This window comes from Eionea flava, from assembly GCF_055393785.1.
The window spans coordinates 17814-40883 of record NZ_AP036018.1; the positions used below are offsets into that span (position 1 = coordinate 17814).

General features: G+C 42.8%; 21 protein-coding genes. 14 read left to right on the forward strand and 7 right to left on the reverse strand.

The genetic code is table 11. The annotated features are described in order from the left end of the window. Positions 1-49: 49 nt before the first annotated feature. From trkA to ACZ5O6_RS00085, 3 genes are all read left to right on the forward strand, one after another. Entirely contained in the window at positions 50-1444 is a 1395-nt protein-coding gene (gene trkA / locus ACZ5O6_RS00075) for a Trk system potassium transporter TrkA (RefSeq protein ID WP_447092474.1), read from the forward strand. A 37-nt stretch (positions 1445-1481) separates the two neighbouring features. Then, complete coding sequence (locus ACZ5O6_RS00080) at positions 1482-2930, forward strand: TrkH family potassium uptake protein (protein ID WP_447092475.1); 1449 nt, start codon at positions 1482-1484, stop codon at positions 2928-2930. Between the two features lie 236 nt (positions 2931-3166). Continuing rightward, positions 3167-3652: a DUF6647 family protein gene (locus tag ACZ5O6_RS00085; protein ID WP_447092476.1), complete on the forward strand. Its 486-nt coding sequence runs from the start codon at positions 3167-3169 to the stop codon at positions 3650-3652. A 53-nt stretch (positions 3653-3705) separates the two neighbouring features. On the opposite strand, the gene ACZ5O6_RS00090 is transcribed toward ACZ5O6_RS00085, so the two are convergent. Both ACZ5O6_RS00090 and ACZ5O6_RS00095 read right to left on the reverse strand, forming a co-directional pair. Continuing rightward, positions 3706-4185 (reverse strand): NfeD family protein, encoded by a 480-nt coding sequence (locus ACZ5O6_RS00090; RefSeq protein ID WP_447092477.1) that lies wholly within the window; start codon positions 4183-4185, stop codon positions 3706-3708. A 24-nt stretch (positions 4186-4209) separates the two neighbouring features. Continuing rightward, entirely contained in the window at positions 4210-5190 is a 981-nt protein-coding gene (locus tag ACZ5O6_RS00095; RefSeq protein WP_447092478.1) for an SPFH domain-containing protein, read from the reverse strand. Between the two features lie 149 nt (positions 5191-5339). On the opposite strand from ACZ5O6_RS00095, the gene glyQ reads away from it, so the two are divergent. From glyQ to ACZ5O6_RS00125, 6 genes are all read left to right on the forward strand, one after another. Next, on the forward strand, positions 5340-6284 hold the full coding sequence (gene glyQ / locus ACZ5O6_RS00100) for a glycine--tRNA ligase subunit alpha (RefSeq protein WP_447092479.1): 945 nt from the start codon (positions 5340-5342) through the stop codon (positions 6282-6284). Beyond that, entirely contained in the window at positions 6281-8356 is a 2076-nt protein-coding gene (gene glyS / locus ACZ5O6_RS00105) for a glycine--tRNA ligase subunit beta (protein ID WP_447092480.1), read from the forward strand. The genes glyQ and glyS overlap by 4 nt, the downstream gene beginning before the upstream one ends. Position 8357: 1 nt before the next feature. Then, positions 8358-8837, forward strand: coding sequence for an HAD-IIIA family hydrolase (locus tag ACZ5O6_RS00110; RefSeq protein ID WP_447092481.1), 480 nt, complete (start codon positions 8358-8360; stop codon positions 8835-8837). A 22-nt stretch (positions 8838-8859) separates the two neighbouring features. Continuing rightward, a complete protein-coding gene (locus ACZ5O6_RS00115; RefSeq protein ID WP_447092482.1) occupies positions 8860-9576 on the forward strand; it encodes a lysophospholipid acyltransferase family protein in 717 nt (238 codons plus the stop codon). Next, entirely contained in the window at positions 9573-10061 is a 489-nt protein-coding gene (locus tag ACZ5O6_RS00120) for an asparaginase domain-containing protein (protein ID WP_447092483.1), read from the forward strand. Before ACZ5O6_RS00115 ends, ACZ5O6_RS00120 begins: the two co-directional genes overlap by 4 nt. A 205-nt stretch (positions 10062-10266) precedes the next feature. After that, the gene (locus ACZ5O6_RS00125) at positions 10267-10557 is read left to right on the forward strand and encodes a hypothetical protein (protein WP_447092484.1); all 291 of its coding nucleotides are present in this window, start codon (positions 10267-10269) and stop codon (positions 10555-10557) included. A gap of 31 nt (positions 10558-10588) precedes the next feature. Here ACZ5O6_RS00125 and ACZ5O6_RS00130 read toward each other — a convergent pair whose 3' ends face one another. Both ACZ5O6_RS00130 and ACZ5O6_RS00135 read right to left on the reverse strand, forming a co-directional pair. Continuing rightward, positions 10589-11044, reverse strand: a complete 456-nt coding sequence (locus tag ACZ5O6_RS00130) for a VOC family protein (protein WP_447092485.1) — start codon at positions 11042-11044, stop codon at positions 10589-10591. A gap of 20 nt (positions 11045-11064) precedes the next feature. After that, the gene (locus ACZ5O6_RS00135; protein WP_447092486.1) at positions 11065-11595 is read right to left on the reverse strand and encodes a gamma carbonic anhydrase family protein; all 531 of its coding nucleotides are present in this window, start codon (positions 11593-11595) and stop codon (positions 11065-11067) included. A 282-nt stretch (positions 11596-11877) separates the two neighbouring features. Here ACZ5O6_RS00135 and ACZ5O6_RS00140 point away from each other — a divergent pair, with 282 nt between their 5' ends. From ACZ5O6_RS00140 to ACZ5O6_RS00150, 3 genes are all read left to right on the forward strand, one after another. Next, positions 11878-13929, forward strand: coding sequence for a M3 family metallopeptidase (locus ACZ5O6_RS00140; RefSeq protein WP_447092487.1), 2052 nt, complete (start codon positions 11878-11880; stop codon positions 13927-13929). Positions 13930-14039: 110 nt separating this feature from the next. Then, positions 14040-14282 (forward strand): YheV family putative zinc ribbon protein, encoded by a 243-nt coding sequence (locus ACZ5O6_RS00145; protein ID WP_447092523.1) that lies wholly within the window; start codon positions 14040-14042, stop codon positions 14280-14282. 211 nt (positions 14283-14493) lie between these two features. Beyond that, positions 14494-15534: an SAM-dependent methyltransferase gene (locus ACZ5O6_RS00150; protein ID WP_447092488.1), complete on the forward strand. Its 1041-nt coding sequence runs from the start codon at positions 14494-14496 to the stop codon at positions 15532-15534. Positions 15535-15572: 38 nt separating this feature from the next. Here ACZ5O6_RS00150 and ACZ5O6_RS00155 read toward each other — a convergent pair whose 3' ends face one another. The 3 genes from ACZ5O6_RS00155 to ACZ5O6_RS00165 all read right to left on the reverse strand — a co-directional run bounded on the left by ACZ5O6_RS00155 (position 15573) and on the right by ACZ5O6_RS00165 (position 19567). Continuing rightward, positions 15573-17228, reverse strand: a complete 1656-nt coding sequence (locus ACZ5O6_RS00155) for an MFS transporter (RefSeq protein ID WP_447092489.1) — start codon at positions 17226-17228, stop codon at positions 15573-15575. Between the two features lie 336 nt (positions 17229-17564). Then, the gene (locus ACZ5O6_RS00160; protein WP_447092490.1) at positions 17565-18506 is read right to left on the reverse strand and encodes an ATP-grasp domain-containing protein; all 942 of its coding nucleotides are present in this window, start codon (positions 18504-18506) and stop codon (positions 17565-17567) included. Positions 18507-18898: 392 nt separating this feature from the next. Continuing rightward, entirely contained in the window at positions 18899-19567 is a 669-nt protein-coding gene (locus tag ACZ5O6_RS00165) for a hypothetical protein (protein WP_447092491.1), read from the reverse strand. A 750-nt stretch (positions 19568-20317) separates the two neighbouring features. On the opposite strand from ACZ5O6_RS00165, the gene coxB reads away from it, so the two are divergent. Together coxB and ctaD are read left to right on the forward strand one after the other, a co-directional pair. Then, positions 20318-21472: a cytochrome c oxidase subunit II gene (gene coxB / locus ACZ5O6_RS00170; protein WP_447092492.1), complete on the forward strand. Its 1155-nt coding sequence runs from the start codon at positions 20318-20320 to the stop codon at positions 21470-21472. A gap of 20 nt (positions 21473-21492) precedes the next feature. After that, positions 21493-23043 carry a cytochrome c oxidase subunit I gene (ctaD, locus tag ACZ5O6_RS00175; RefSeq protein WP_447092493.1) on the forward strand — a complete coding sequence of 517 codons (1551 nt, stop codon included), beginning with the start codon at positions 21493-21495 and terminating at the stop codon, positions 23041-23043. Positions 23044-23070: the final 27 nt, after the last annotated feature.

The following is a 23070-nucleotide window of genomic DNA, read 5'->3' on the forward strand; positions in this document are numbered from 1 at the left end:
CGACGGACGAATAAAAGCACAATAATAAAAGTAAGAGCACGATAACCGAATGAACATAGTAATTCTTGGTGCTGGCCAAGTGGGCGCGACGATAGCGGAGCACTTAGCGGGCGAAAAAAACGATATCGTGGTAGTTGATCATTCCATGGAGCGCTTACGTGAGTTGCGCGATCGCTTGGATATTGCTGTGGTCTGTGGCCATGCCTCCTATCCGCATATTCTAGAGCAGGCAGATATTCAAGATGCTGATTTGTTGATTGCTGTTACAGTGAACGACGAAGTCAATATGGTGGCTTGCCAAATTGCCTATACGCTTTACCACACGCCCACAAAAATCGCGCGTATTCGTTCATCCGCTTACTCGATTAATAAAGACAAGCTGTTTCGTAATGAGCATTCACCGGTCGATGTGATTATTAGTCCAGAGCGTCTAGTGTCTGATTATGTGTTTCGTTTGGTCGAACACCCCGGCGCATTACAGGTATTAGATTTTGCCGATGGCGCGATTCGTTTAGTGGCGGTTAAAGCCTATCATGGCGGCCCACTGGTGGGGCAAGAGTTACGTTTTTTACGCCAGCATATTCCTAATGTAGATACGCGCGTGGCAGCCATTTACCGCCGCGGTAAAGCGATTATGCCGGAAGGCTCAACGGTGATTGAGGCTGATGATGAGGTTTTCTTTATTGCGGCACGCAAAGATATTCGCACAGTAATGAGTGAACTTCGCCGACTCGATAAGCCCTATAAACGCATTATGATTGCCGGTGGCGGTAATATTGGTTTGCGTTTAGCAAAAAAAATAGAAAACCGTTACTCCATTAAAATTTTGGAGCTTTCCGCTGATCGTTGCCGTTCACTGAGTGAAAAATTAAAGTATGCCATTGTGCTACAAGGTAGCGCATCAGATCAGGATTTATTGCTCGAAGAAAATATTGAAGAAACCGATGTATTTTTAGCGCTCACCAACGATGATGAAGCCAATATTATGGCTTCCTTACTGGCTAAGCGTTTGGGCGCCAAAAAAGTGATGACACTCATTAATAATCCTGCGTATGTTGATTTAATTCAAGGCGGCGAAATTGATATTGCGATTTCTCCTCAACAAGCAACCGTGGGTAGCTTGCTGTCGCATGTCCGCAGTGGCGATATGGTGAATGTGCATTCACTGCGTCGTGGTGCAGCCGAAGCCATCGAAGTGATTGCCCATGGTGATGAAAAAAGTTCAAAGGTTGTTGGCAAACGCATCGAAGAAGTCGATCTTCCCGAAGGGGCTACCATCGGTGCCATTTATCGAGAAAGCGAATCAGAAAAAGAGAAGCGCGTGGTTATCGCTCACGACAATACGGTGATTGAAAACGGTGACCATATTATTGTTTTTCTTGTTGATAAACGTTATACCAAACAGGTTGAAAAACTATTTCAGGTAGGCTTTTCTTTTTTCTAGTTTTTTCATTACGTTTCTAATAAAAAGGCACTGACACATGCGTTTTGCAATTGTCTCTCGTATTTTAGGTTTGTTGTTGATGCTGTTTAGCATTACCTTAATACCGCCTATTTTTGTGTCTCTCCTCTATCATGATACGGCGTTGTCTTCTTTTTTAACGTCGTTTTTTGTTATTTTTTTTATCGGTGTTGCTGTTTGGTTTCCTGTTCATAACAGTAAGCAAGATTTACGCACGCGCGATGGGTTTATCGTCACTGCACTTTTCTGGGCGGTGCTGGGTTTAGCGGGCGCCTTACCTTTTATACTGGTTGAAAGTACTTCACTGAGTATTGTTGATGCGGTATTCGAATCGTTATCGGGATTAACAACGACAGGTGCAACGGTGATTACTGGTTTGGATACATTGCCAAAATCACTGCTTTATTATCGCCAACAATTACAGTGGTTAGGCGGGATCGGCTTAGTGGTCATTGCGGTCGCTATTTTACCGATGCTGGGTATCGGTGGGATGCAGCTTTACCGCGCAGAAACTCCGGGGCCGGTAAAAGATTCCAAATTAACACCACGTATTACACAAACGGCTAAAGCACTATTCTTTCTTTACACCGGCTTAACGATCGTCTGTGGTCTCAGTTATTGGTTGGCTGGCATGACACCGTTTGATGCCATTGGGCATGCATTTTCTACGGTAGCCATTGGTGGATTTTCTACACACGATTCTAGCATGGCATTTTTTGATAACCCTACTATTTTAATTATTGCCATGGTGTTTATGGTGCTATCGGGTATCAACTTTGCCTTACACTTTGTAGCCTGGCGTTCGTTAAGTGTGCGACAGTACTTTACCGATCCAGAAGTTAAGTTTTACTTATCCTGCATTCTTATTGGTACGTTGGTTACCGTATGCTATCTCTATTTTTCTAAGGTCTACGACTTTTCTGGAAGCCTTATTAATGGCTCATTTGAATTAATTTCCATTTTAACGACGACGGGTTTTGGCGTAGCGGATTATAGTCAGTGGCCGACCTTTTTGCCGTTCATGTTATTTATGTTTGCTTTTATGGGGGGCTGTGGAGGATCAACCGCTGGTGGTATAAAAGTGATGCGAGTCCTGTTGATTTGTAAACAGGGTATTCGCGAGATTCATCGATTGATTCACCCTAATGCTGTGATTCTGATTAAGGTGGGTAGTCGTCCAGTACCGGATCGTGTCGTAGAAGCGATCTGGGGATTTTTTGCCGTTTATGTGATTAGCTTTATGGTGATGTTTTTATTATTGCTGGCGACGGGTTTAGATTTTATTACCTCGTTTTCTGCTGTAGGTTCGGCGATTAATAACTTAGGCCCCGGTATGGGCGATGTTGCCACACATTACGGCGGCATTAACGATGCAGCAAAGTGGATCTTATGCTTTGCTATGTTGTTGGGGCGCTTAGAAATTTTTACTTTACTGGTATTACTCACTCCGGCTTTCTGGAAAAGTTAATTCAGCGTTTTGTAGTACGGATTTTCTTTTACGTAAAAGTCTTCTCCTACCTGTGATGCATTCTGAGCTAAATTGCATTCATAGAACATAAAAGCCGGTGATTTCTTCAGCAGCACGCTGTAAATATATCCTATAAGCTTCGTGGCAGCTTTCCCCTATTTTTTCTCAACATTATTTGCGTGCGGCCGATAGCTTAGTTGTAAACATTCATTTACCGACTACAGGAGGTAAATATAATGGAGCAGCTATTAGTCGTTTTATTATTGTGGATTAGTCAGCATTCAGCATTTACTTATCACCCGGATATGGGGTTGCCCGTCGTTGAACATGTGACCCAGCGTCAGCTTGCACATATTTATATTGGTGATGATGAGGGAGCTAAAAAGGAAGGCACTATTAACACGCAAGGTTTTTTATCCGAAGCGGACTATCAGTCTTTAGCTGTGGGCTTAGAAGCTGTTTACGCTGCGGATAAAAACACGATTTATTTGGGTGAAAAAGTCGATCTTAATACCGATTACGGCCGATCCGTCTTAGTTCACGAATTGATTCACTTTTTGCAAAAAACGCATCAGCATCATACACAAGTGGCTTGCGGTAATGCCCTCGAAAAAGATGCCTATACGATTCAGGCGGATTTCATGAAAGCGCATGATCTTGTACCACCTTTCACAGGTTTTACCGTGATGATGCGAAGCTTATGTGAAGAAGATCTTGTTTGATATGCTCAAAGAAATTGGCTAACTAATAATTAGCCTTTTTGTTAATTGAATATCTAATTATTCGTTTCCATTTCGGTGACCAGCATCACATTGCCATCCACCTTAGCGATTATACAGTGTTCACCCTGTTCAATTGTGTCGACCTGGCTAGAAGGGTCAAGCCGAGCGGGCCAATTGATGCCAGAGTAACGAATAGCGCCACCAGAAACAGTAATAGTTTCCGCACAAGGCACTTGCCGTCCAGACATGTCACTGCTCTCATCGGTAGGCACCGCTTTTGATTGGAAGCGTTTTAGTGGCTTCCAAAGAATTAAAGCGGCGAGTGAGCTAAGTAAACCCACGCTAAACACTTCCGCTTCCCAGCTAGTGAGCATACCCGTGTAGGTGAGTATGCCAGTAATAAAGCAGCCAATGGCAAAAAATAACACTAGACCACTTAAGCCCATCACAGTGAGCTCTATAACAAAAGCAATACCCGCGAGTAAAAACAGTAAACTGGCGTGGTTATCTGAAAAATAGTTGAAAATATCCATGATGGCTTCCTAGTCAGGCGGGGCTTATTGTGCCGCGTTGTTTAGTGTTCCAGAAACAGCGATGGCTTGTGCGACGGTATTTGAGATATTGTCACTGGTTTTGCCATCGCTTAATACGACAGTGCTTTCACTGGCTATTGCTTTGTGAGCGGCAATGGCATCTTGAGCCAGCGTTAAGGTGACCGCCTTCGCGCCCTCATTAGTGGCAGCCGCTTTACCAACAACTTCTAGCGCTCTTGCGTCGGCTTCGGCAACTAACGAAATCGCTGCGGCCTTACCTTGCGCTTCTAAAATTTGTTGCTCTTTTGTGGCTTCAGCCGCCAGTACTTGTTCAGCTTTAGCCGCTTCGGCATCCAGTACCCGTGCTTGTTTCAAGCCTTCGGCCTCAGTAATCGCTGAGGTTTTCACACCTTCTGCGGTCAAAATAACCGAGCGCTTTTCGCGCTCCGCTGTCATTTGTTTTTCCATATCTTCACGAATAGACTGCGGTGGATCAATGTCTTTAATTTCATAACGCGTCACCATTACCCCCCAAGGCTGTGTGGCTTCCGTCATGGCAGCTAAAATTTTGGCATTAATCGCATCACGATTCTGAAAACAATCGTCAAGCTCTAACGAACCAATGGCATTACGCATTGTGGTCATTGCTAGCTGCGTGACCGATACTTTGTAGTCCGTGATGTTATTCGTGGCCGCTGCTGCATCCACGACTTTCATAAAGAGAATGCCGTCAATATTGAGGGTGATATTGTCTTTAGTAATAGCCGATTGAGAATTAATGTTGAGCGATTGCTCTTTGAGATTGCGGTCAGCAACAACAGCCTGCACGAAAGGAATAATAAAGTTAATACCCGCAGATAAGGTTTGGCTGTATTTCCCCATGGTATAAACCACAAAGCCACGGTTTTGCGGTACAAAATACACCGACTTTTTAATGGTAAACAACACAACAATCGCCGCCCAAACAAGTGGGCTAGTGAGAAAATCAAAAATATCATATTCCATGGTAGAGATCCTTTGGGTAATAGTGATTTATTGGCGCCTAGATTAGCGGTATTAGATGGCCTTGTCTAATCACTTGAAATCCATACCAATACCAGCGATACCTCGTTATAATCTCTGCTTTTGTATTCCCTAAATAGAAGAGGCTTCGCGTGTCGACACCCGACGTAAAAACTTTCCAAGGTTTAATTTTGGCATTACAGCAATTTTGGGCTGAACAAGGCTGCGTTATTTTGCAGCCGTTAGATATGGAGGTGGGTGCTGGTACATTCCATCCCGCGACATTTTTGCGCGCCATTGGCCCCGAAACGTGGAGCAGCGCGTATGTGCAGCCCTGCCGCCGACCGACGGATGGTCGCTATGGCGAAAACCCGAATCGCTTACAGCATTATTACCAATTTCAGGTGGTGCTCAAGCCATCCCCTGACAACATCCAAGACCTGTATTTAGAGTCACTACGCAGCCTAGGTATCGATACTAACGTTCACGATATTCGCTTTGTTGAAGACAATTGGGAATCACCGACTTTAGGCGCTTGGGGCTTGGGTTGGGAGTTGTGGCTCAATGGTATGGAGGTCACGCAGTTTACCTACTTTCAGCAAGTCGGGGGTTTAGAGTGTTTCCCTGTGACCGGTGAGATTACCTATGGTCTTGAACGTATCGCCATGTATTTGCAAGGTGTCGATTCTATTTACGACTTAGTATGGACGAAAAATGCGGATGGCCAAGTGGTGACTTATGGTGATGTGTTTCACCAAAACGAAGTGGAAATGTCGACATACAATTTCGAACATGCCGATGTCGAGTTTTTATTCCAAAGTTTTGATACCTACGAGCGTGAAAGTGAGCGATTAATTGAAGCCAAGTTACCGCTGCCTGCTTATGAGATGGTAATGAAAGCATCTCATGCTTTTAACTTGCTGGATGCTCGTCATGCGATATCTGTCACCGAACGCCAACGTTATATTTTGCGCGTGCGCACATTAGCTCGCGCTGTGGCGCAATCGTATTTTGACGTACGTAAAGATTTGGGCTTCCCGCTCGCAGAAGACGATTTACGTCAACAGACACTTACCGCTGCAGGAGAACAATCATGAGCCACGATTTTTTGGTTGAACTCGGTACCGAAGAGCTACCGCCTAAAGCGCTAAGTCAATTGTCCAATGCATTCACTAGCGGTATTCAAACCGGTTTAACTGCCGAGGGCTTATCGTTTGCTAAGGTTACGGCCTATGCGACGCCGCGTCGCTTGGCAGTCGTAGTGACCGCACTTGATGACAGCACCCCGATCACTGATGTCGAAGCTTGGGGGCCGCCGGTCAAAATCGCTTTTGATGCCGAAGGTAATCCAACAAAAGCGGCACAGGCTTTTGCGGCAAAAAATGGTATTGATGTTAGCCAAGTGAGCCAAGCGAACGATGGCAAAATTGATAAGTTGGTTCACCGTAGCCAAGCCGGTGGCGTTAATACCGTAACCTTATTAGAAGGCATCGTTGCCAATGCCTTAGCTAAACTGCCTATTCCTAAGCGTATGCGTTGGGGTAAGCGCCGTACCGAATTTGTACGTCCAGTGCATTGGTTGGTGATGTTATTTGGCAGTGACGTGGTTGATGCAATCGTTCTAGGGTTGCGCGCTAATCGTGAAACCCGTGGTCACCGCTTCCATTATAACCAGGTACTCGAGATTAGTTCAGCGAGTGAGTATGCTGAAAAATTACAGACCATTGGTCACATCGTTCCTGATTTTGCGCAGCGAAAACAGATCATCGAACAACAAGTGAATGCAGAAGCTAAAAAAGCCGGTGGTGTTGCGGTTATTGATGAAGGATTACTGGATGAAGTCACCGGCCTTGTTGAGTGGCCTGTTGCGCTGACGGGTCGATTTGAAGAGCGCTTTTTGTCGGTGCCCGCAGAAGCACTCATTTCTTCAATGGCGGAGCATCAAAAATATTTTCACGTGGTTGATACTTCTGGTGAGTTGTTACCGTACTTTATCACCGTATCGAATATAGAAAGTACTGACCCCGCTCAAGTCGTTGACGGTAACGAGCGTGTTATTCGTCCGCGCTTAGCCGATGCTGCTTTCTTTTTTGAAACCGATAAAAAAACCACCTTAGCGAGCAAGCGTGATCAATTACGATCGGTTGTGTTCCAAGCTAAGTTAGGCACTGTTTACGAAAAAACGGAGCGTATTGCGAAACTTTCCGCAGTGATTGCGAACACATTGTCGGTCAATGTCGATGAAGCTGTGCGCGCGGGTGAATTGTGTAAGTGTGATCTTGTCAGCGAAATGGTTTACGAATTTTCGGATATGCAAGGTATCGCCGGTTATCACTATGCGATACACGATGGGGAAGCAAAGCCTATCGCGTTGGCGATGAACGAACATTATATGCCACGTTTTGCAGGTGACCAATTACCATCATCGGATGTGAGTGCAGTGGTTGCTTTAGCGGATCGTTTAGATACCTTGGTTGGTATTTTTGGTATTGGTGAACAGCCAACGGGCTCAAAAGACCCGTTTGCTTTACGTCGAGCGAGTGTTGCCGTATTGCGTTTATTGGTTGAGCAACAACGTAATATTGATCTACGCGAATTACTAACGTTAGCCTATCAACAACACAATGATTTACCCGAAGGTGATGCCGTTATTGAACAGGTATTGGCTTATATGTTAGATCGCTTTCGTGCGTGGTATGAAGAGCAAAACATTCCCGTTGCCGTGTTCCAAGCGGTGAGTGCAAAACAATTATCACAGCCTTTAGATATTGATCAGCGCGTACAAGCGGTTGAATTTTTTAGACAGCTACCGGAAGCCGATGCCCTAGCCGCTGCTAATAAACGTGTGGCTAATATTTTAGCCAAAGCGGATGTTGTTCCCGATACCGTGAGCGTTGAATTACTACAAGAAGATGCAGAAAAAACACTTTATCAAGCTGTGCAAATACAGCAAGAGCAAGTGGCACCCTTATTTGCCGCTCGTCAATATAAAGAAGCACTCACGACATTAGCGTCTTTGCGTGAGGTCGTTGATCAGTTTTTTGATCAAGTAATGGTGATGGCCGATGATGAAGCGTTAAAAAATAATCGCTTAGCATTACTGCAACAACTGCGCGGGCTATTTTTTGAAATCGCCGATGTTTCTTGTTTAGCGGCGAGTAAAAAGTAACATGAAGCCGCTGTTTATTAGTCGTGATGGTGTGATCAATCAACGTATTGATGGGGGTGTGAATCAACGTACCGCATTAACGTTTGTTGACGGCAGTATCGATGCGATAGCGGCGTTATCTAAACGAGGCTTTACCGTTGTTGTGGTGACTTTTCAGCCAGGATTGAGTCAATGCAAACTCGATCTAGATGAAATGGAAGCCATGCATGAAATGATGATTGATCGTGTTGATACGCGTGGTGGTGAAATAGAAGGTGTGTTTTATTGCCCGCACGATGAAGCCGACCACTGTTATTGTCGTCCCCCGAACACAGGTTTGCTTGATGTGATAGAAATGGAGTTAGATTGTGACATTCGCGATGCTTTCTATTTTTGTGACAACGAAGAAGAAGCGTTCATCGCCAAAGAAAAAGGCTGCGAACCGATACTATGTTCGCCTAGTGAAACCCTAGCGATGCGCGTGCAATCGTTAAATATTTAACCCTATTTTTGTCAGCTAGTTTATGAGTAAATTCTATTTCGCTATCAACATGTTCCGTAGCATTTTATTTTATGCGGGCTATATGGTGAGCTTATTTTTGATTGGCTTACTCAGTGTAGTGTTATTGCTATTGCCTAAAAAAATAGCCGCCCCTGTCGTTTTGTTGTGGAATCATTTTGTATTATTTTGGTTGTACCTATGCTGCGGTATTCGATATGAAGTGAAGGGGGATTTAAAAAATATTTCTACGCCTTGTGTTGTGATTGCTAATCATCAAAGTCCATGGGAAACCATTTTTTTACAACTTCATTTTTATCCGCTCACGACAGTGCTTAAAAAAGAGCTATTACGTATTCCTTTTTTTGGCTGGGGTATGCGCATACTAGAACCGATTGCGATTGATCGCAGTAACCCGATGCAAGCACTCAAGCAAATTAAACGAGTGGGTGTTGAGCGCTTAACTTCCGGTCAGAGTGTGTTAATTTTTCCGGAAGGCACTCGCCAACCGCCAAAACAGTTGGGCAGCTTTGCCCGCAGCGGTGCAGATATTGCAAAAGCGGCCGGTGTGCCTATTGTGATGGTAGCGCATGATGCGGGAGAGTATTGGGCGAATAAGAAAATAGTAAAAACACCGGGTACAGTAACGGTGCATGTGAGTGATGCCCTTCACGTAGAGGACAAAAACACAAAGCAAGTAATGCAAGATATTAAACAGTGGATAGAGGAGAGAAAACGATGATTACGATATTTACCACCGGTGGCACCTTTGACAAAGTGTATTTTGATGCCAATAGCAAATTTCATATTGGTGAGTCGCAAGTTGAGCCTATTTTGAAGGAAGGTAATGTTACGATCGATTACACAGTTGAGTCTGTATTGCGTAAAGATAGCTTAGAGGTGACAGAGGAAGATCGTCAGCTATTGTGTGAGCGTGTTAAAGCCTCAAGTGCTCAACATATTATTATTACTCATGGTACCGATACCATGAGCCATACGGCGAAAGCCTTGGCTGCTCACGGTATTGATGGTAAAACTGTGGTGTTGGTTGGCGCTATGCAGCCTGCACGTATGCGCGTTACCGATGCGCCCTTCAATCTGGGCTTTGCTTGTGCGGCGGTACAATTACTGCCATCGGATATTTATATTGCGATGTGTGGACAGGTTTTTCAGCATAACAATGTGAAGAAAAACCTTGAAGCCGGCCGTTTTGAAAAAGAAGGCTAAGGTCTAGTACGATGGTGATGGATATACACTCGCGCGGCCTGAGTGTATATCACCACTTTTGTTATTCCACGTCTTATAACTCTTTGCCAGTAAGTACCCTCTACTATGGCATCAAATTATCTTAAAAAAATCTAAAATTAGCGCGCCTGCTGTCTATACTTATTTTTATCAACTAATGATATCAATAAAGGAGAGGAGAGCCCCTGTGACACAAGCCTATGTCGAAGTACAAGCCGAAGATTTTATGAAAATTGGCGGAGATAAGCCGCCACATATACTCATTGAACAACAACTTATCGCTCTAGGTAGCGCATCAGGTAATGGTGGTGCCTTTAAAAAAGAAGCGCTTAAATTAGCGGGGTGGACAGGAAGTTCATTGACGACTTATGCTTCCCGTGCAGATGTTGCCGCTGTTGCTTTTAATCGTATTCGAGAACTTCTCTGTGATGGAGTGAGTACGGCGGATGAGCTTAAACAACGGCTGACAAAACACTAAATAACCTAGGTGCCTACGGATAGGCTCCCAGCTACCATTGCCCCGTATTTTCCATCGATACCCAAGGTTCTTCCGGCGCTCGGGCATTACCCTTTTGTAATAATTCGATAGAAATACCATCCGGCGAACGGATAAATGCCATATAGCCATCTCGTGGTGGCCGATTGATGGGAATGCCTTGTTGCATCAATTGGTGACACAGTGTGTAGATGTCATCAACACGATAAGCCAGATGTCCAAAATTACGCCCGCTTTCGTACTGTTGAATCGTTCCATCATCATTCGGCCAATTGTAGGTCAGCTCGATAAGTGGCGCTTTATCGTGCTTTGCGCGTTCAGCATCTTCTGGTGCAGCTAAAAATACCAAAGTAAAACGCCCTTTTTCATTGTCGTAGCGTCGCGTTTCAATGAGCCCAAGTGCATCGCAATAAAATGCGAGAGAGTCGGCTAGATTACTGACACGAACCATAGTATGTAGGTATTGCATGGCCTGTTGATCCTTTTTTCTTAAAGAAAAGTATCTTTTAATACGACATAATTATTCGCAGAATAAGTGAAAAATGCTTTCTCATTGTCTTTTAATGGGCGAATTTTTTTACAGGGGCTGCCCATATACATAAAGCCGCTTTCTAGCACTTTTCCCGGTGGTACAAGCGTGCCAGCACCAATGACGACATCATCTTCAACGATTGCACCATCGAGCACAATAGAGCCAATGCCTACCAGTACGCGATTACCTATTGTGCAGCCATGTAAGTTAACGGAATGACCAATAGTGACATCGTCACCGATCACCAGCGGCCAGCCTTCAGCATTGAATTGCCCTGCATGCGTAATGTGTAAAATAGCGGCATCTTGCACGCTAGTGCGATGCCCGATGCGGATACGGTGCATGTCCCCACGAATAACGGCGCAAGGCCAAACGGAGCAATCATCGCCTAATATCACATCACCGATAACAACGGCGGCGGGATCAACGTAAACCCGTTCACCTAGTTGTGGCGTATGATCTTGATAGGTGCGTATAGAATCGGGCATAAGATGCTCCTTTAAATAGTGAGTTATTTTATATGGATTGATATGACGTGGGTGGTTATCCGGTACCACTATAGAGGTTGGTCACTTGGAAAAAGGTGATATAGCCCCCACTAATCATCAAGCCTAAAGTTGAATTAATATAAAATGACCTACAAAGAAATCAGCGACGTTGCTAGACGTAGTAATAACCTTTAACCTTTTTGGACGACGCTATTTTATATTGAACCAACATACTAACTGAGATTTACCATCATAGCGATGGCACAACCCTTCGGATATTCCATGACAAGTAACAATCCACTCCTTGAACAGCAGACGTTTCCGCCTTTTAGTCGTATTGATACTGCACATATATTGCCTGCTGTTGAGTCGCGCATCGCGCATGTACTTAGTGTGCTCAATACTCAATTAGATGTCATCGCACAGGGCATCGAACCCACATGGGAAAATCTTGTTGAGCCTTTGGAAACTGCATCCGATTTACTAGAGCAAACATGGTCGCCAATTAGCCATCTTAATGGTGTTAAAAATAGTGAGGCTCTGCGAGAAGTGTACGCCAAGTGCATTGAAAAACTCACCGAATTTAGTACAACAATGGATCAACATGAACCGCTATATCAAGCGTATAAATCACTATTGAATAGTGAGCAGGCAAAGCAGTTATCAGCGCCTAAGCGTGCTGTTTTAGAACAGGCGATACGCGACTTTGATTTATCGGGTGTTGGCTTATCAGCAGATAAAAAACAACGATACGGCGATATTAAAAAGCAGCTTTCGGCACTCTCCAACCAATTTTCTAATAACGTATTAGATTCAACACAGGCGTGGTTTCTTCAATTTGATGATGTAGAACGTTTGTCAGGTTTGCCGGATATGGCTATTGCCGCTGCGCAGCAAGCAGCTGAAATTAAATCCTTATCGGGTTATGTAATTACCTTAGATATGCCCGCTTACTTAGCTGTGATTACCTATGCTAATGATCGTACCTTACGCGAAAAAATCTACCGTGCTTTCGTGACGCGGGCATCGATAGAAAGCGAAAGTGATAATGCGCAGCAGTGGGATAACAGCGAAATTATTGAGCAAACACTGAGGCTACGCCAATCATTAGCGGAACTGCTTAATTTTTCTAACTATGCAGAGTTATCCCTAGCAACAAAAATGGCAGATACACCAGAACAAGTGGTTACATTTTTAGAAAATTTAGCCAAAAAATCACGTCCTTTTGCAGAAAAAGATTTACAGGAGTTAAGCGATTACGCAAAAAAATCAGACAGTATTAAAACGCTAGAACCATGGGATATGGCTTATTACAGTGAAAAGCTACAACAAGAAAAATATGCCATATCACAAGAGCAACTGCGCCCTTATTTTCCAGCAGAGAAAGTGTTGGACGGTATGTTTTCGGTGGTTAAAAAATTATTTAATATCACCATTTTTGAAGAAAAAAACGTTGACAGTTATCACCCCGACGTACGTTTTTACCGCATAGAAAAGTCAGAAAAAACCATCGCTTATTTTTATTTTGACATTTATGCCCGTGATAAAAAACGCGGCGGTGCTTGGATGGCAGATTGTCGCACTCGTCGCTTATCCGAAGGCAAGATTCAGTTGCCAGTTGCTTACTTAACTTGTAATTTTACACCGCCAGTAGGCAATACGCCGTCGTTATTAACACACCAAGAAGTCACCACGCTGTTTCACGAGTTTGGACATGGCTTACACCATATGCTCACTCAAATGACCGACGCGGCTGTTAGTGGTATTAATGGTGTTGCCTGGGATGCCGTAGAACTGCCCAGCCAGTTTTTAGAAAATTGGTGCTGGCAAAAATCGGTAATACCGATGATTTCAGGTCATTATGAAACGGGGGAAGCGTTACCCGAAGAGTGGCTAGAAAAAATGCTAGCGGCTAAGAATTTTCAATCAGGTTTGCAAATGGTTCGTCAGGTTGAATTTTCTCTTTTCGATATTTTATTGCACAAAAGTGATCGAGCTAATCATGCGGAGCCTGTACAGGCCGTGCTTGATCGTGTTCGCCAACAAGTGGCCGTAGTAATACCGCCAGCCTTTAATAAATTTCAAAATAGTTTTAGTCATATTTTTGCGGGTGGTTATGCTGCGGGTTACTACAGCTATAAATGGGCCGAGGTGCTATCTGCAGATGCGTTTTCTTTGTTTGAAGAAGAAGGAATTTTTGATACAAAAACAGGAGAGAAATTTCTAAACACGATCTTAGCTAATGGCGGTTCTCAGTCCGCAATGGATTTATTTGTTGCGTTTCGTGGGCGAGAACCCAGCGTTGATGCATTATTAAAACATAGTGGTTTTTAATTACATACATCATTATTTTTTCAAATTTTATAACTTGTGTTTAATGACAGCATACCCTGTACGTTTTAAATGACCTACTTAAAAGAGTAAATAACGATATTATGGCCACTATAAAAAAGCGATTTATTGCCGGTGCAGTTTGTCCACGATGTAGTGAAATGGATAGGCTCGTGACTTATAAAGAAGACGATAAAGAGTTTCGAGAATGCGTGAGTTGTGGCTTTAAAGATGAAATGCGCTTTAAGCAACAAACACGAGAATTGGATACGCGTGTTAATGTATTGGAAACACAGCGTACAGAGGAAACTCAGGTGATTATTCTTGATCCTAGTGGTTCATCTAAAAAGCATTAGTTTCAATTTGCGATGTCTTGTAGTCCAGCTTAATATCATGTTGTGGGTAATATGACTACAGTTTTATTATTTTGAATAAGAGTTTTCTATGGATAGTTCGAGAGGGAACTTTACTCGTCTATATTGTGTCCCAATACGGTAATTAATACGAGTAAAACACTCAGTAAGGCTATAAGCAGTCTATTAAAAATTCACGAATTAAAGTAATTAAATGAAAATACCAGCAAAACATACCGATAATAGTACCCATTACAACCATCCTAATTACCAAGATACCGTTCGTATTGAGCGAGGTTGTCGTATGGGGTTAAGTGAAGAGGAAGTGTATCAATTAGAAACAGATTTTTCTCTTCAGACTGCAAATATAGAATTACAAAATGATGATCGACTACTAGATTTAGCAAGCGGTGTAGCGAAGCATATGGCATGCATGGATAGGTATTTTAATGGAAAAATACAGATGGATGGTGTAGAAAAATCGGAAGAACTTGCGAAATATGCAAATGAAAATGTGCTTGCAGAATTGCAGCATGGCAATCGAAATAACCTCAAAGTACATATTGGCGATATGTTAGATCTTCGAAATGCGCTTCCGAAAAATGCCAAAAAATTAGAATTCAAGTTAATTACATGCCTTGGGTTCTCCTTTATGAATTTTAATAAAAAACAGAGAAAAAAAATTCTAGAAGATATTCTTTCTTTGCTATCAAAAGGCGGGAAAGTGGTTTTTCAATGGAGAGAAACAATACCGGAAGAATGGGAGCGCTGGAAGAAAACGTGTACACAAAAAAATACAGAAGAACCATTTGTATTACGAAATAAAAGCCGAAATGAAAGAGATGTCGTATTACACGTTGATAATATTAAAGGAGATGGTTTCTATTTTTATCTGGCCGATTGTCCGCACCCGGACAGTGATAATCCTCAGGATTATGAATCTTATGTCAGTGAAACCTCAGGCTGTATTGAGTATCGAGAAAAGTGTGAAAATAGCGGGGATAATGATGGAGCAATGTATAAAGCATGGGGCCGTGTTTACGATCCAGATATTAATGCTACAGGTGATTCGGCTAAGAGAGAAATTGATTTAAAGACAACAACGACCAACCGATGGTTATGGTCAACTAGAAAGGCAGCGGTACAACATGAATTAAAGACGATGGGGTTTTCACAAGTTGAATTTCATCAATCGGAGCGCACAGGAAATATACATAGATTACATTCAATGGTTGCGATGAAGCCTTTGGCGTAATTTTAGATTCACAAGATTTAGAACAGTAGAGTCAGCTATTAGCAACTATTTTCTCTAAGCCCCTGAGTTCCTAAAAAGTGTCTGGCAGTAGGTGGTTGATTTTCTTTTAATAAGCCATGCACCTTTTTTTCAAGAGCGTAATCTTTGCCTGTAATACGTTTTCTATGTCTTAGATGTTCCATCCAAGAGACATCGAAAAAACATTCAATAAAAACGTCAGCCTTGTCGGATTGTTGTAATACTTCCCATCCGTAAGCACCGTATTGTTTTCTGGCTTCTCCTAAATGGCACATCAGTGATAGAAATTCATTGACATCACTAGGTTCAATGCGATATTCAATCATAATCATCACGGGTGAGCGCTCATTGAGTAAGGCTTTGTCTTGTTCTGAATTCGCTAGAAGGTTAGGCTCAGCCCAGTGTTCAGATGGTGCTAAATCTATTGCTTCTCCTAAATTTAATTTTTGTTTACGCGATAAGATTATTCCTAAGGTTAACGTACTTGATGCGATAATGAGCGCCGTCTTGATACCCATGTGGCTTGCTACCGCTCCCCAGACAATACTGCCTAAGCTCATCGAGCCAAAAAATACCATCAAATAAATTGCTAAACCGCGAGCTCTGACCCAGTCGGGCAGTGCACTTTGAGCGGATACGCTAAATGTTGATAGCGTCCATATCCAGCTTATACCAAAAAAAATGCTACCAATAACAGCCAATATTTCGTCGATGGGCCAACTTGGGAAAAGATAAGTAAGAAAGGTGTTATTGACGGGGAATGCTGAAAACATCATCGTTGCGATGATGAACGACGCAGCAACCCATGTAATTTGATCGGAGTTTAACCGCTTTTTAACTTTTGGTGAAAGAAACGCCCCAATCACAGCACCTAAACCAATAGCAGCTATCAGTAGGCCATATAAATCAGCACCTCCTTGCATTTCTAATTTAACGAAAATAGGTAGCAATGCCCAAAACGCACTAGCCGATATGAAAAATGCGAATGCCCGCCAAAGTGTTGCGCGTAGTGGTTTGCTGTAACGGGCATAACGTATGCCTGCTTTGATTGCACCTGGTATTGGCTCTTTGGGTAACGGCTCATTCGCTTTTGCCGGACTCCACCAAAGAAAAGCCCAGATGATGGCAATAAAACTTAGCGCATTAATAATGAATGGACTTTCGGGACCCAAGGTAACAATAAGCACACCAGCAATGGCCGGGCCGATAGAGCGGCTTATATTAAAGCCGATACTGTTTAGCGAAATGGCAGCTTGTAAATCTTCTTTTGGTACTAATAGAGGGTTAATTGCCTGCTTAGGGGGTGCTGTAAACGCTGCGCAGCTACCTATCAAAAAGATGAACAGCAGTAGTAAATAAGGCGTCAGCAATTGCAAATAGGCTAGCGCTGCCAAGATAGCAGCGACGATAGCCATAATCACATTGATGATAAGTAGCATCTGTCGTTTATTTACAACATCGGCTATAGCACCTGCGAGCAGAGCAAAAAGAAAAATTGGTAACGTCGTTGCTGCTTGAACTAAAGAGACAATAAAGGGGTCGTCGGTCATGGTGGTCATTAACCAACCAGCCCCTATTTCATGCATTCGCAGGCCTATCGTCGATATAATAGTCGCACCCCAGATAACGGTAAAATTTTTCGACTTAAAGGGCGCTGTTGAGCTGTTTTTTTCCATAGCAAAGGGTCTCTTTTTCGATGCAGGCCGTTATGTTTTTATCTAATGAACCCGCCAGCACTATGTAGTTCCAATACAAGCAGTAATTACCAAGCAATGGATGGAAGTAGGTAGTGCTTACGATAATAAACAATGAGTATTTTAATGTCTTTCTGCTGGTGCAGCGCTAGTTATCTTTAATTTACTTCACGCACAGTGCTTCAATTAGTTAGCTTTGTCGTTCCTTATAATAGTGTGGGCGACAAGATTAGTATAGGCCTGACATAAGAAATCGACAGTGGTGCTTTCGTGCAAATAATTATAGAGTTAAGAACTCTTATTTTTTGGGCCCTTCTATTAGGAAATTAGGGATAATTCATGAATAACATAATCAGCGATGGCTTGTGAAACATGGTGGCCATGTTGATCGAAAGTTTTTGTGCCCGGGCCATCGTTAACTTCTAGCACAACAACATGTTGCTGCCCTCGATACTCGTATTCCATCAAGTCTACTCCGGAAACATTGAGCCCAGAAATTTTAGCGGCCTCTAAGGCCGTATTCATTAATAAACCAGAGTTAACATGGAAAAACTCTGTAGCACTACCAGCAGCAAAGTTAGAAATAGTCATCGGGGATTTAGCGGTAGTTTTTCTACCGATTGGAAAAGCTTGGTTTCCTATAACGATTACGCGGTAGTGATAAATAGGCTTATTAGGGTTGCCAATAAACTCTTGAACGATGAACTTTCCGCCCTCTTTGTTGAGGTCTAAAAATGTATTTAAGTGCCCTTCAAACTCTTGTTGGTTATGAAAAAACTGAACCCCCTTACCCTGAGTACCATAATCATGCTTTAAAACATAAGGAGGTGCGCCCAACTTTTTTACGATATCCAAATAACTGGGTTCTGATTTTCGTGTATCAAAAAAGCAGGTTTTAGGTGTAGCAATATTATTTTTGATAAGTGCTTTGGCAAACTGTGTTTTGCTATCGGTAATAGCGGTATTATTGATAGAGTTGAGCACCCAAACGCCTTGATCCTCAAATATTTTCAGATACTTTCTTCCTAAGGCTGCGGTGCCCCAGCACCAAAGTACTGCCGCATCGTAATCTTTGGGGTTATGCAAAATGGATTGATGTTTAAGAAACGATAGTTGCCCTCTGTTAATAACAGCCACTTGCTCTTTATTGTCTTGGTAGTAAGGTACGACTTCAATATTATGGCCTGTCTGTTTAAAAGCTTGAATTAAATTAATGGCAGTTAAGTTGTCTAAACTTTGAAGTAGTAACAAAATATTCATCGAGGCTTTAACTCTATTGTGGAATTGACATAACTGAGCTATCAGATGTACTAGTTGTGAAAAAGTTCACATAGAGCGAGTAACTGACTGTATTAGCTTTTATCACATACTTTCGTTAGTAACTCTGGGACTATATGCATCATTGTCTGGATTAAATAAAAATAAGAATTGATGTTTAAATAGCTACTTTATTCGGGAGCTCGGATATAAAAAGCGATGTTGTGGCTTTAAAGATGAAATGCGCTTTAAGCAACAAACACGAGAACTGGATACGCGTGTTAATGTATTGGAGGCACAGTGTATGGAGGAAACTCAGGCGGTTATTTTAGATCCTAATGCTTCACCTAAAGAGCATTAAGGTCGAGGGATGGTTCGCGTTTCTCTTCACTTTTTTACGTGATGTCTTTAGCGAAAAACTCATACTTTTCATAAACATCTTGCCATCCCCTATCTCTTCTTTGCTCGGTTAGTGCTTGCGTGGAAGGATTTTGGAAAATGACTTCTGCTGTGTCAGCTAAGGTTGCGCTAGTAATTTCCAGTTTAATCAGCACATTTTGATCAAGTAAGTTGGCCTCTTCATCGCCAATAATGGTATGAGCGATAAGGTTGGTATATGCCATGTCAATCGGTGCTAAGGGTAGCTGTCTCTCTAGTGCAACGCGATCGTTGAGCTCTTCTATCATTCGATGAAATGAATAGGCTTGCGACAATAAATCAACAATATTATCGTCTGAACGATGACTCATCGTGTTATCTGTTGCTTCTTCCATTGAAAAAAACTGAATAGCATCATCTAAAAAAGGTGTGGTATAAGCCTGAATATTGTCCATTTCTGACAAGGCGTTAAGTGCAGAAAAGTAATGGGGTACTAATGCTATATAGTCGTGGACAAAGTTAATGGTCTTTTTAGCGGGATCACTGGCGCCTCCAAAAAAAGCCTCTAACAATGGCAATCGTTTGGTGATGAGCAAGGTTATTGCTTGGTCGGTCAAAGGGTTGCCAAGACAATTAGCAATATGCTGTTGCAGTAAGCGATAGGTGTCGTCAGTGGATATAGGCATAAGTTTATTTTTGCAAAAGTTAAATCACAAGGCTAGTCAAGCCGCTTAATAATCACGACCCTATCAGCATAGTATAGGTCAGTATGATTTGCGACATTTTGCGACGCATGAAATTTAATAGATTTTCCGTTTTTTCTGGCATATCGCTGTTGATGAGTGTCGTTTTAGCGTGCTGGTAAATGGCGGTAATCAATCATGTATTTGACGGTAGATAAGCGAACAGTTATGTGAGGCAAATACATAAATTTATTGACATTATTTTTATTTTGTGGCTCCCTATACACCTACGAGGTGAATGGTTTTTATCGCTTCGTGTTGTGATAAGCGATGCGCTGTATCTCACAATGATTCCATAAATACGTTATTGTGTGATCTCGATCCGCTGCTTAAACGCATTTATACCCACGCAGATAGGCTGCCTATCTCTGTAGTGCGAGAGTGTAAATCTGAGCATCTGCTGCAGAATTCTCTCCCCTAAGATAGTTACTTTTGGTCGTCAGTTATTGTCGGCTAATGCCACTGTTTGGGTTTGATAACTATCGCTAAGTGTTTGATTAATAATTATAAGCTGTACAGACACTGCGCCAAAAATATCATCACAACAAGTAAAGCTATAACAATACGCACAATAAAAAATTATCGTATGTATAGTGATTTTTACGGCTATTCGCTATTCGACTCAGCATAAAAATCAACGGTTTAATACAGTGTAAGAATAAATATAACGCTATCTACACGGAGCACCGGGAAATGATAAACGCAATAGGTCGGCTTACTGCTCGACTCTCTACGCCTGCCATTTGGCTAGGCTCACTACTTGCCAGTAGTCATACATTGGCGCAAGAAGCTGAGCGATCAAAACTCAATATGCCAGAAGGGGTTACCCCTATTAGTTTGGATGTCTATGGTTTGCACATGGATATTTTTTGGTGGTGTGTGGGTATTGGCGTCGTAGTATTTGGCATTATGTTTTATTCGATGATTGTTCATCGGAAGGCAAACGGTGCAAAAGCCGCCAATTTTCATGATAGTACGGCCTTAGAAATATTGTGGACAGTTATCCCCTTCGTCATCCTGATTATCATGGCATACCCTGCGACTAGAACACTGGTTAAGTTATACGATACTTCGGAATCTGAAGTTGATGTCGTGATTACCGGTTATCAGTGGTATTGGAAATACGAGTATCTTGATCAAGACGTTTCCTTTTTCAGTCGCCTTAGTACACCTCAAGAGCAAATTCGCAATGAAGCCCCTAAGGGCGAGCATTATCTACTAGAGGTGGATGAGCCTCTCATTATTCCAGTGAATAAAAAAGTACGTTTCTTGGTGACATCAAACGATGTTATACATGCGTGGTGGGTGCCTGACTTAGCGGTTAAGCGTGATGCGATCCCGGGTTATGTTAACGAGAGCTGGGCTAAGGTTGAAAAGCCGGGAACTTATCGCGGTGTTTGTGCAGAGCTTTGTGGTAAAGATCACGGTTTTATGCCGATTGTTGTTAAAGCGGTACCTGAAGATGAATATACCGCGTGGTTAGCGCAGCGACGTGAAGAAGCCGCAAAAATTAAAGCGCTAACCAGTAAAACATTTACGCTGGATGAATTGATGGTGCAGGGTGAGCAGGTCTACGCTAAGGCATGTTTGGCTTGTCACGGCGCTAATGGTGAAGGTGGTGTGGGTAAAGCCATTGCCGGTAGCCCTATTGCCAATGGGGCTTTGAATGCTCACCTTGATATTATCATTAATGGTAGTCGAGAAAATCCAGCAATGGCGGCATATAGAGAAACCTTGTCAGAGGTTGATACAGCCGCGGTGATTACCTATCAGCGTAATGCTTTCGGTAACAGTACAGGTGATGTGGTGCAGCCCATCGATATTCTTAACTTCAAGAAAGCTAATTAATAAAAGGTAGGAGAATTATCATGGCTCACGGTCCTGCTAAAGGTTTTACTCGGTGGTTGTATACCACTAACCACAAAGATATTGGTTCAATGTACTTGTGGTTTAGTTTCGCAATGTTTCTGCTTGGCGGCGTCTTTGCCCTAGTGATTCGTGCGGAGTTATTTGAACCGGGTTTACAAATTGTTGAACCCGAATTTTTTAACCAAATGACCACCATGCATGGTTTGGTTATGGTCTTTGGTGCGGTTATGCCTGCCTTTGTAGGATTGGCAAACTGGATGATTCCGATGATGGTCGGCGCGCCTGATATGGCATTGCCGCGAATGAATAACTGGAGCTTCTGGATTCTACCCTTCGCCTTTGCCATGATGGTATCGACGTTATTTATGGAAGGTGGTGGCCCTAACTTTGGTTGGACATTCTATGCGCCACTTTCGACGACATATGCGCCACCCAGTGTTACTTTCTTTATTTTTGCTGTGCATATTATGGGTGCTAGTTCGATTATGGGTGCGATCAATATTATCGCGACCATTCTTAACATGCGTGCTCCAGGCATGACGTTAATGAAGATGCCGCTTTTCGTGTGGACATGGCTTATTACCGCTTATTTATTAATTGCGGTAATGCCAGTACTGGCTGGCGTAGTGACCATGATGTTGATGGATATTCATTTTGGTACTAGCTTCTTCGATGCCGCTGGGGGTGGTGACCCTGTGCTGTTCCAGCACGTATTTTGGTTCTTTGGTCACCCTGAAGTGTATATTATGATTTTGCCTGCTTTTGGTATTGTTAGTGCCATTATTCCTACCTTTGCGCGTAAGCCTTTATTTGGTTACTCCTCAATGGTGTATGCAACAGCATCAATTGCATTTTTAAGTTTTATCGTTTGGGCGCATCACATGTTTACGGTGGGTATGCCAATCGCTGGTGAGCTGTTCTTTATGTACGCTACTATGCTGATTGCTGTGCCGACAGGAGTAAAAGTCTTCAACTGGGTGACGACCATGTTCCGAGGTGCTATGACCTTTGAAACTCCCATGCTGTTCTCTATTGCTTTTGTAATTTTATTTACCATCGGTGGCTTTTCCGGTTTGATGCTAGCGATTGCACCTGCCGACTTCCAATATCATGATACCTACTTTGTTGTGGCTCACTTTCACTATGTACTCGTGCCTGGTGCTATTTTCTCTATTACCGCGGGCGTGTACTACTGGCTACCTAAGTGGTGCGGCAATATGTATAACGAGACTATGGGGAAAACGCAATTTTGGTTAGCGTTTATCGGTTTAAACCTCACCTTCTTCCCCATGCATTTTGTTGGTTTAGCCGGCATGCAGCGCCGTGTACCGGATTACAACCAATTTTTTGCCGACTTCAATATGATCTCTAGTTGTGGTGCGTTTCTCTTCGGCGCCGCGCAAATTATGTTGTTATATAACGTTATTGCGACGATTCGTAGTGGCAAAAAAGCGACTGCTGAAGTGTGGGAAAATCCTGAAGGTTTAGAGTGGACGGTTGCATCGCCCGCGCCATACCATACGTTTACCACACCACCAGAAATTAAGTAGCAGATGACAAATACTTAAGTGGTCATG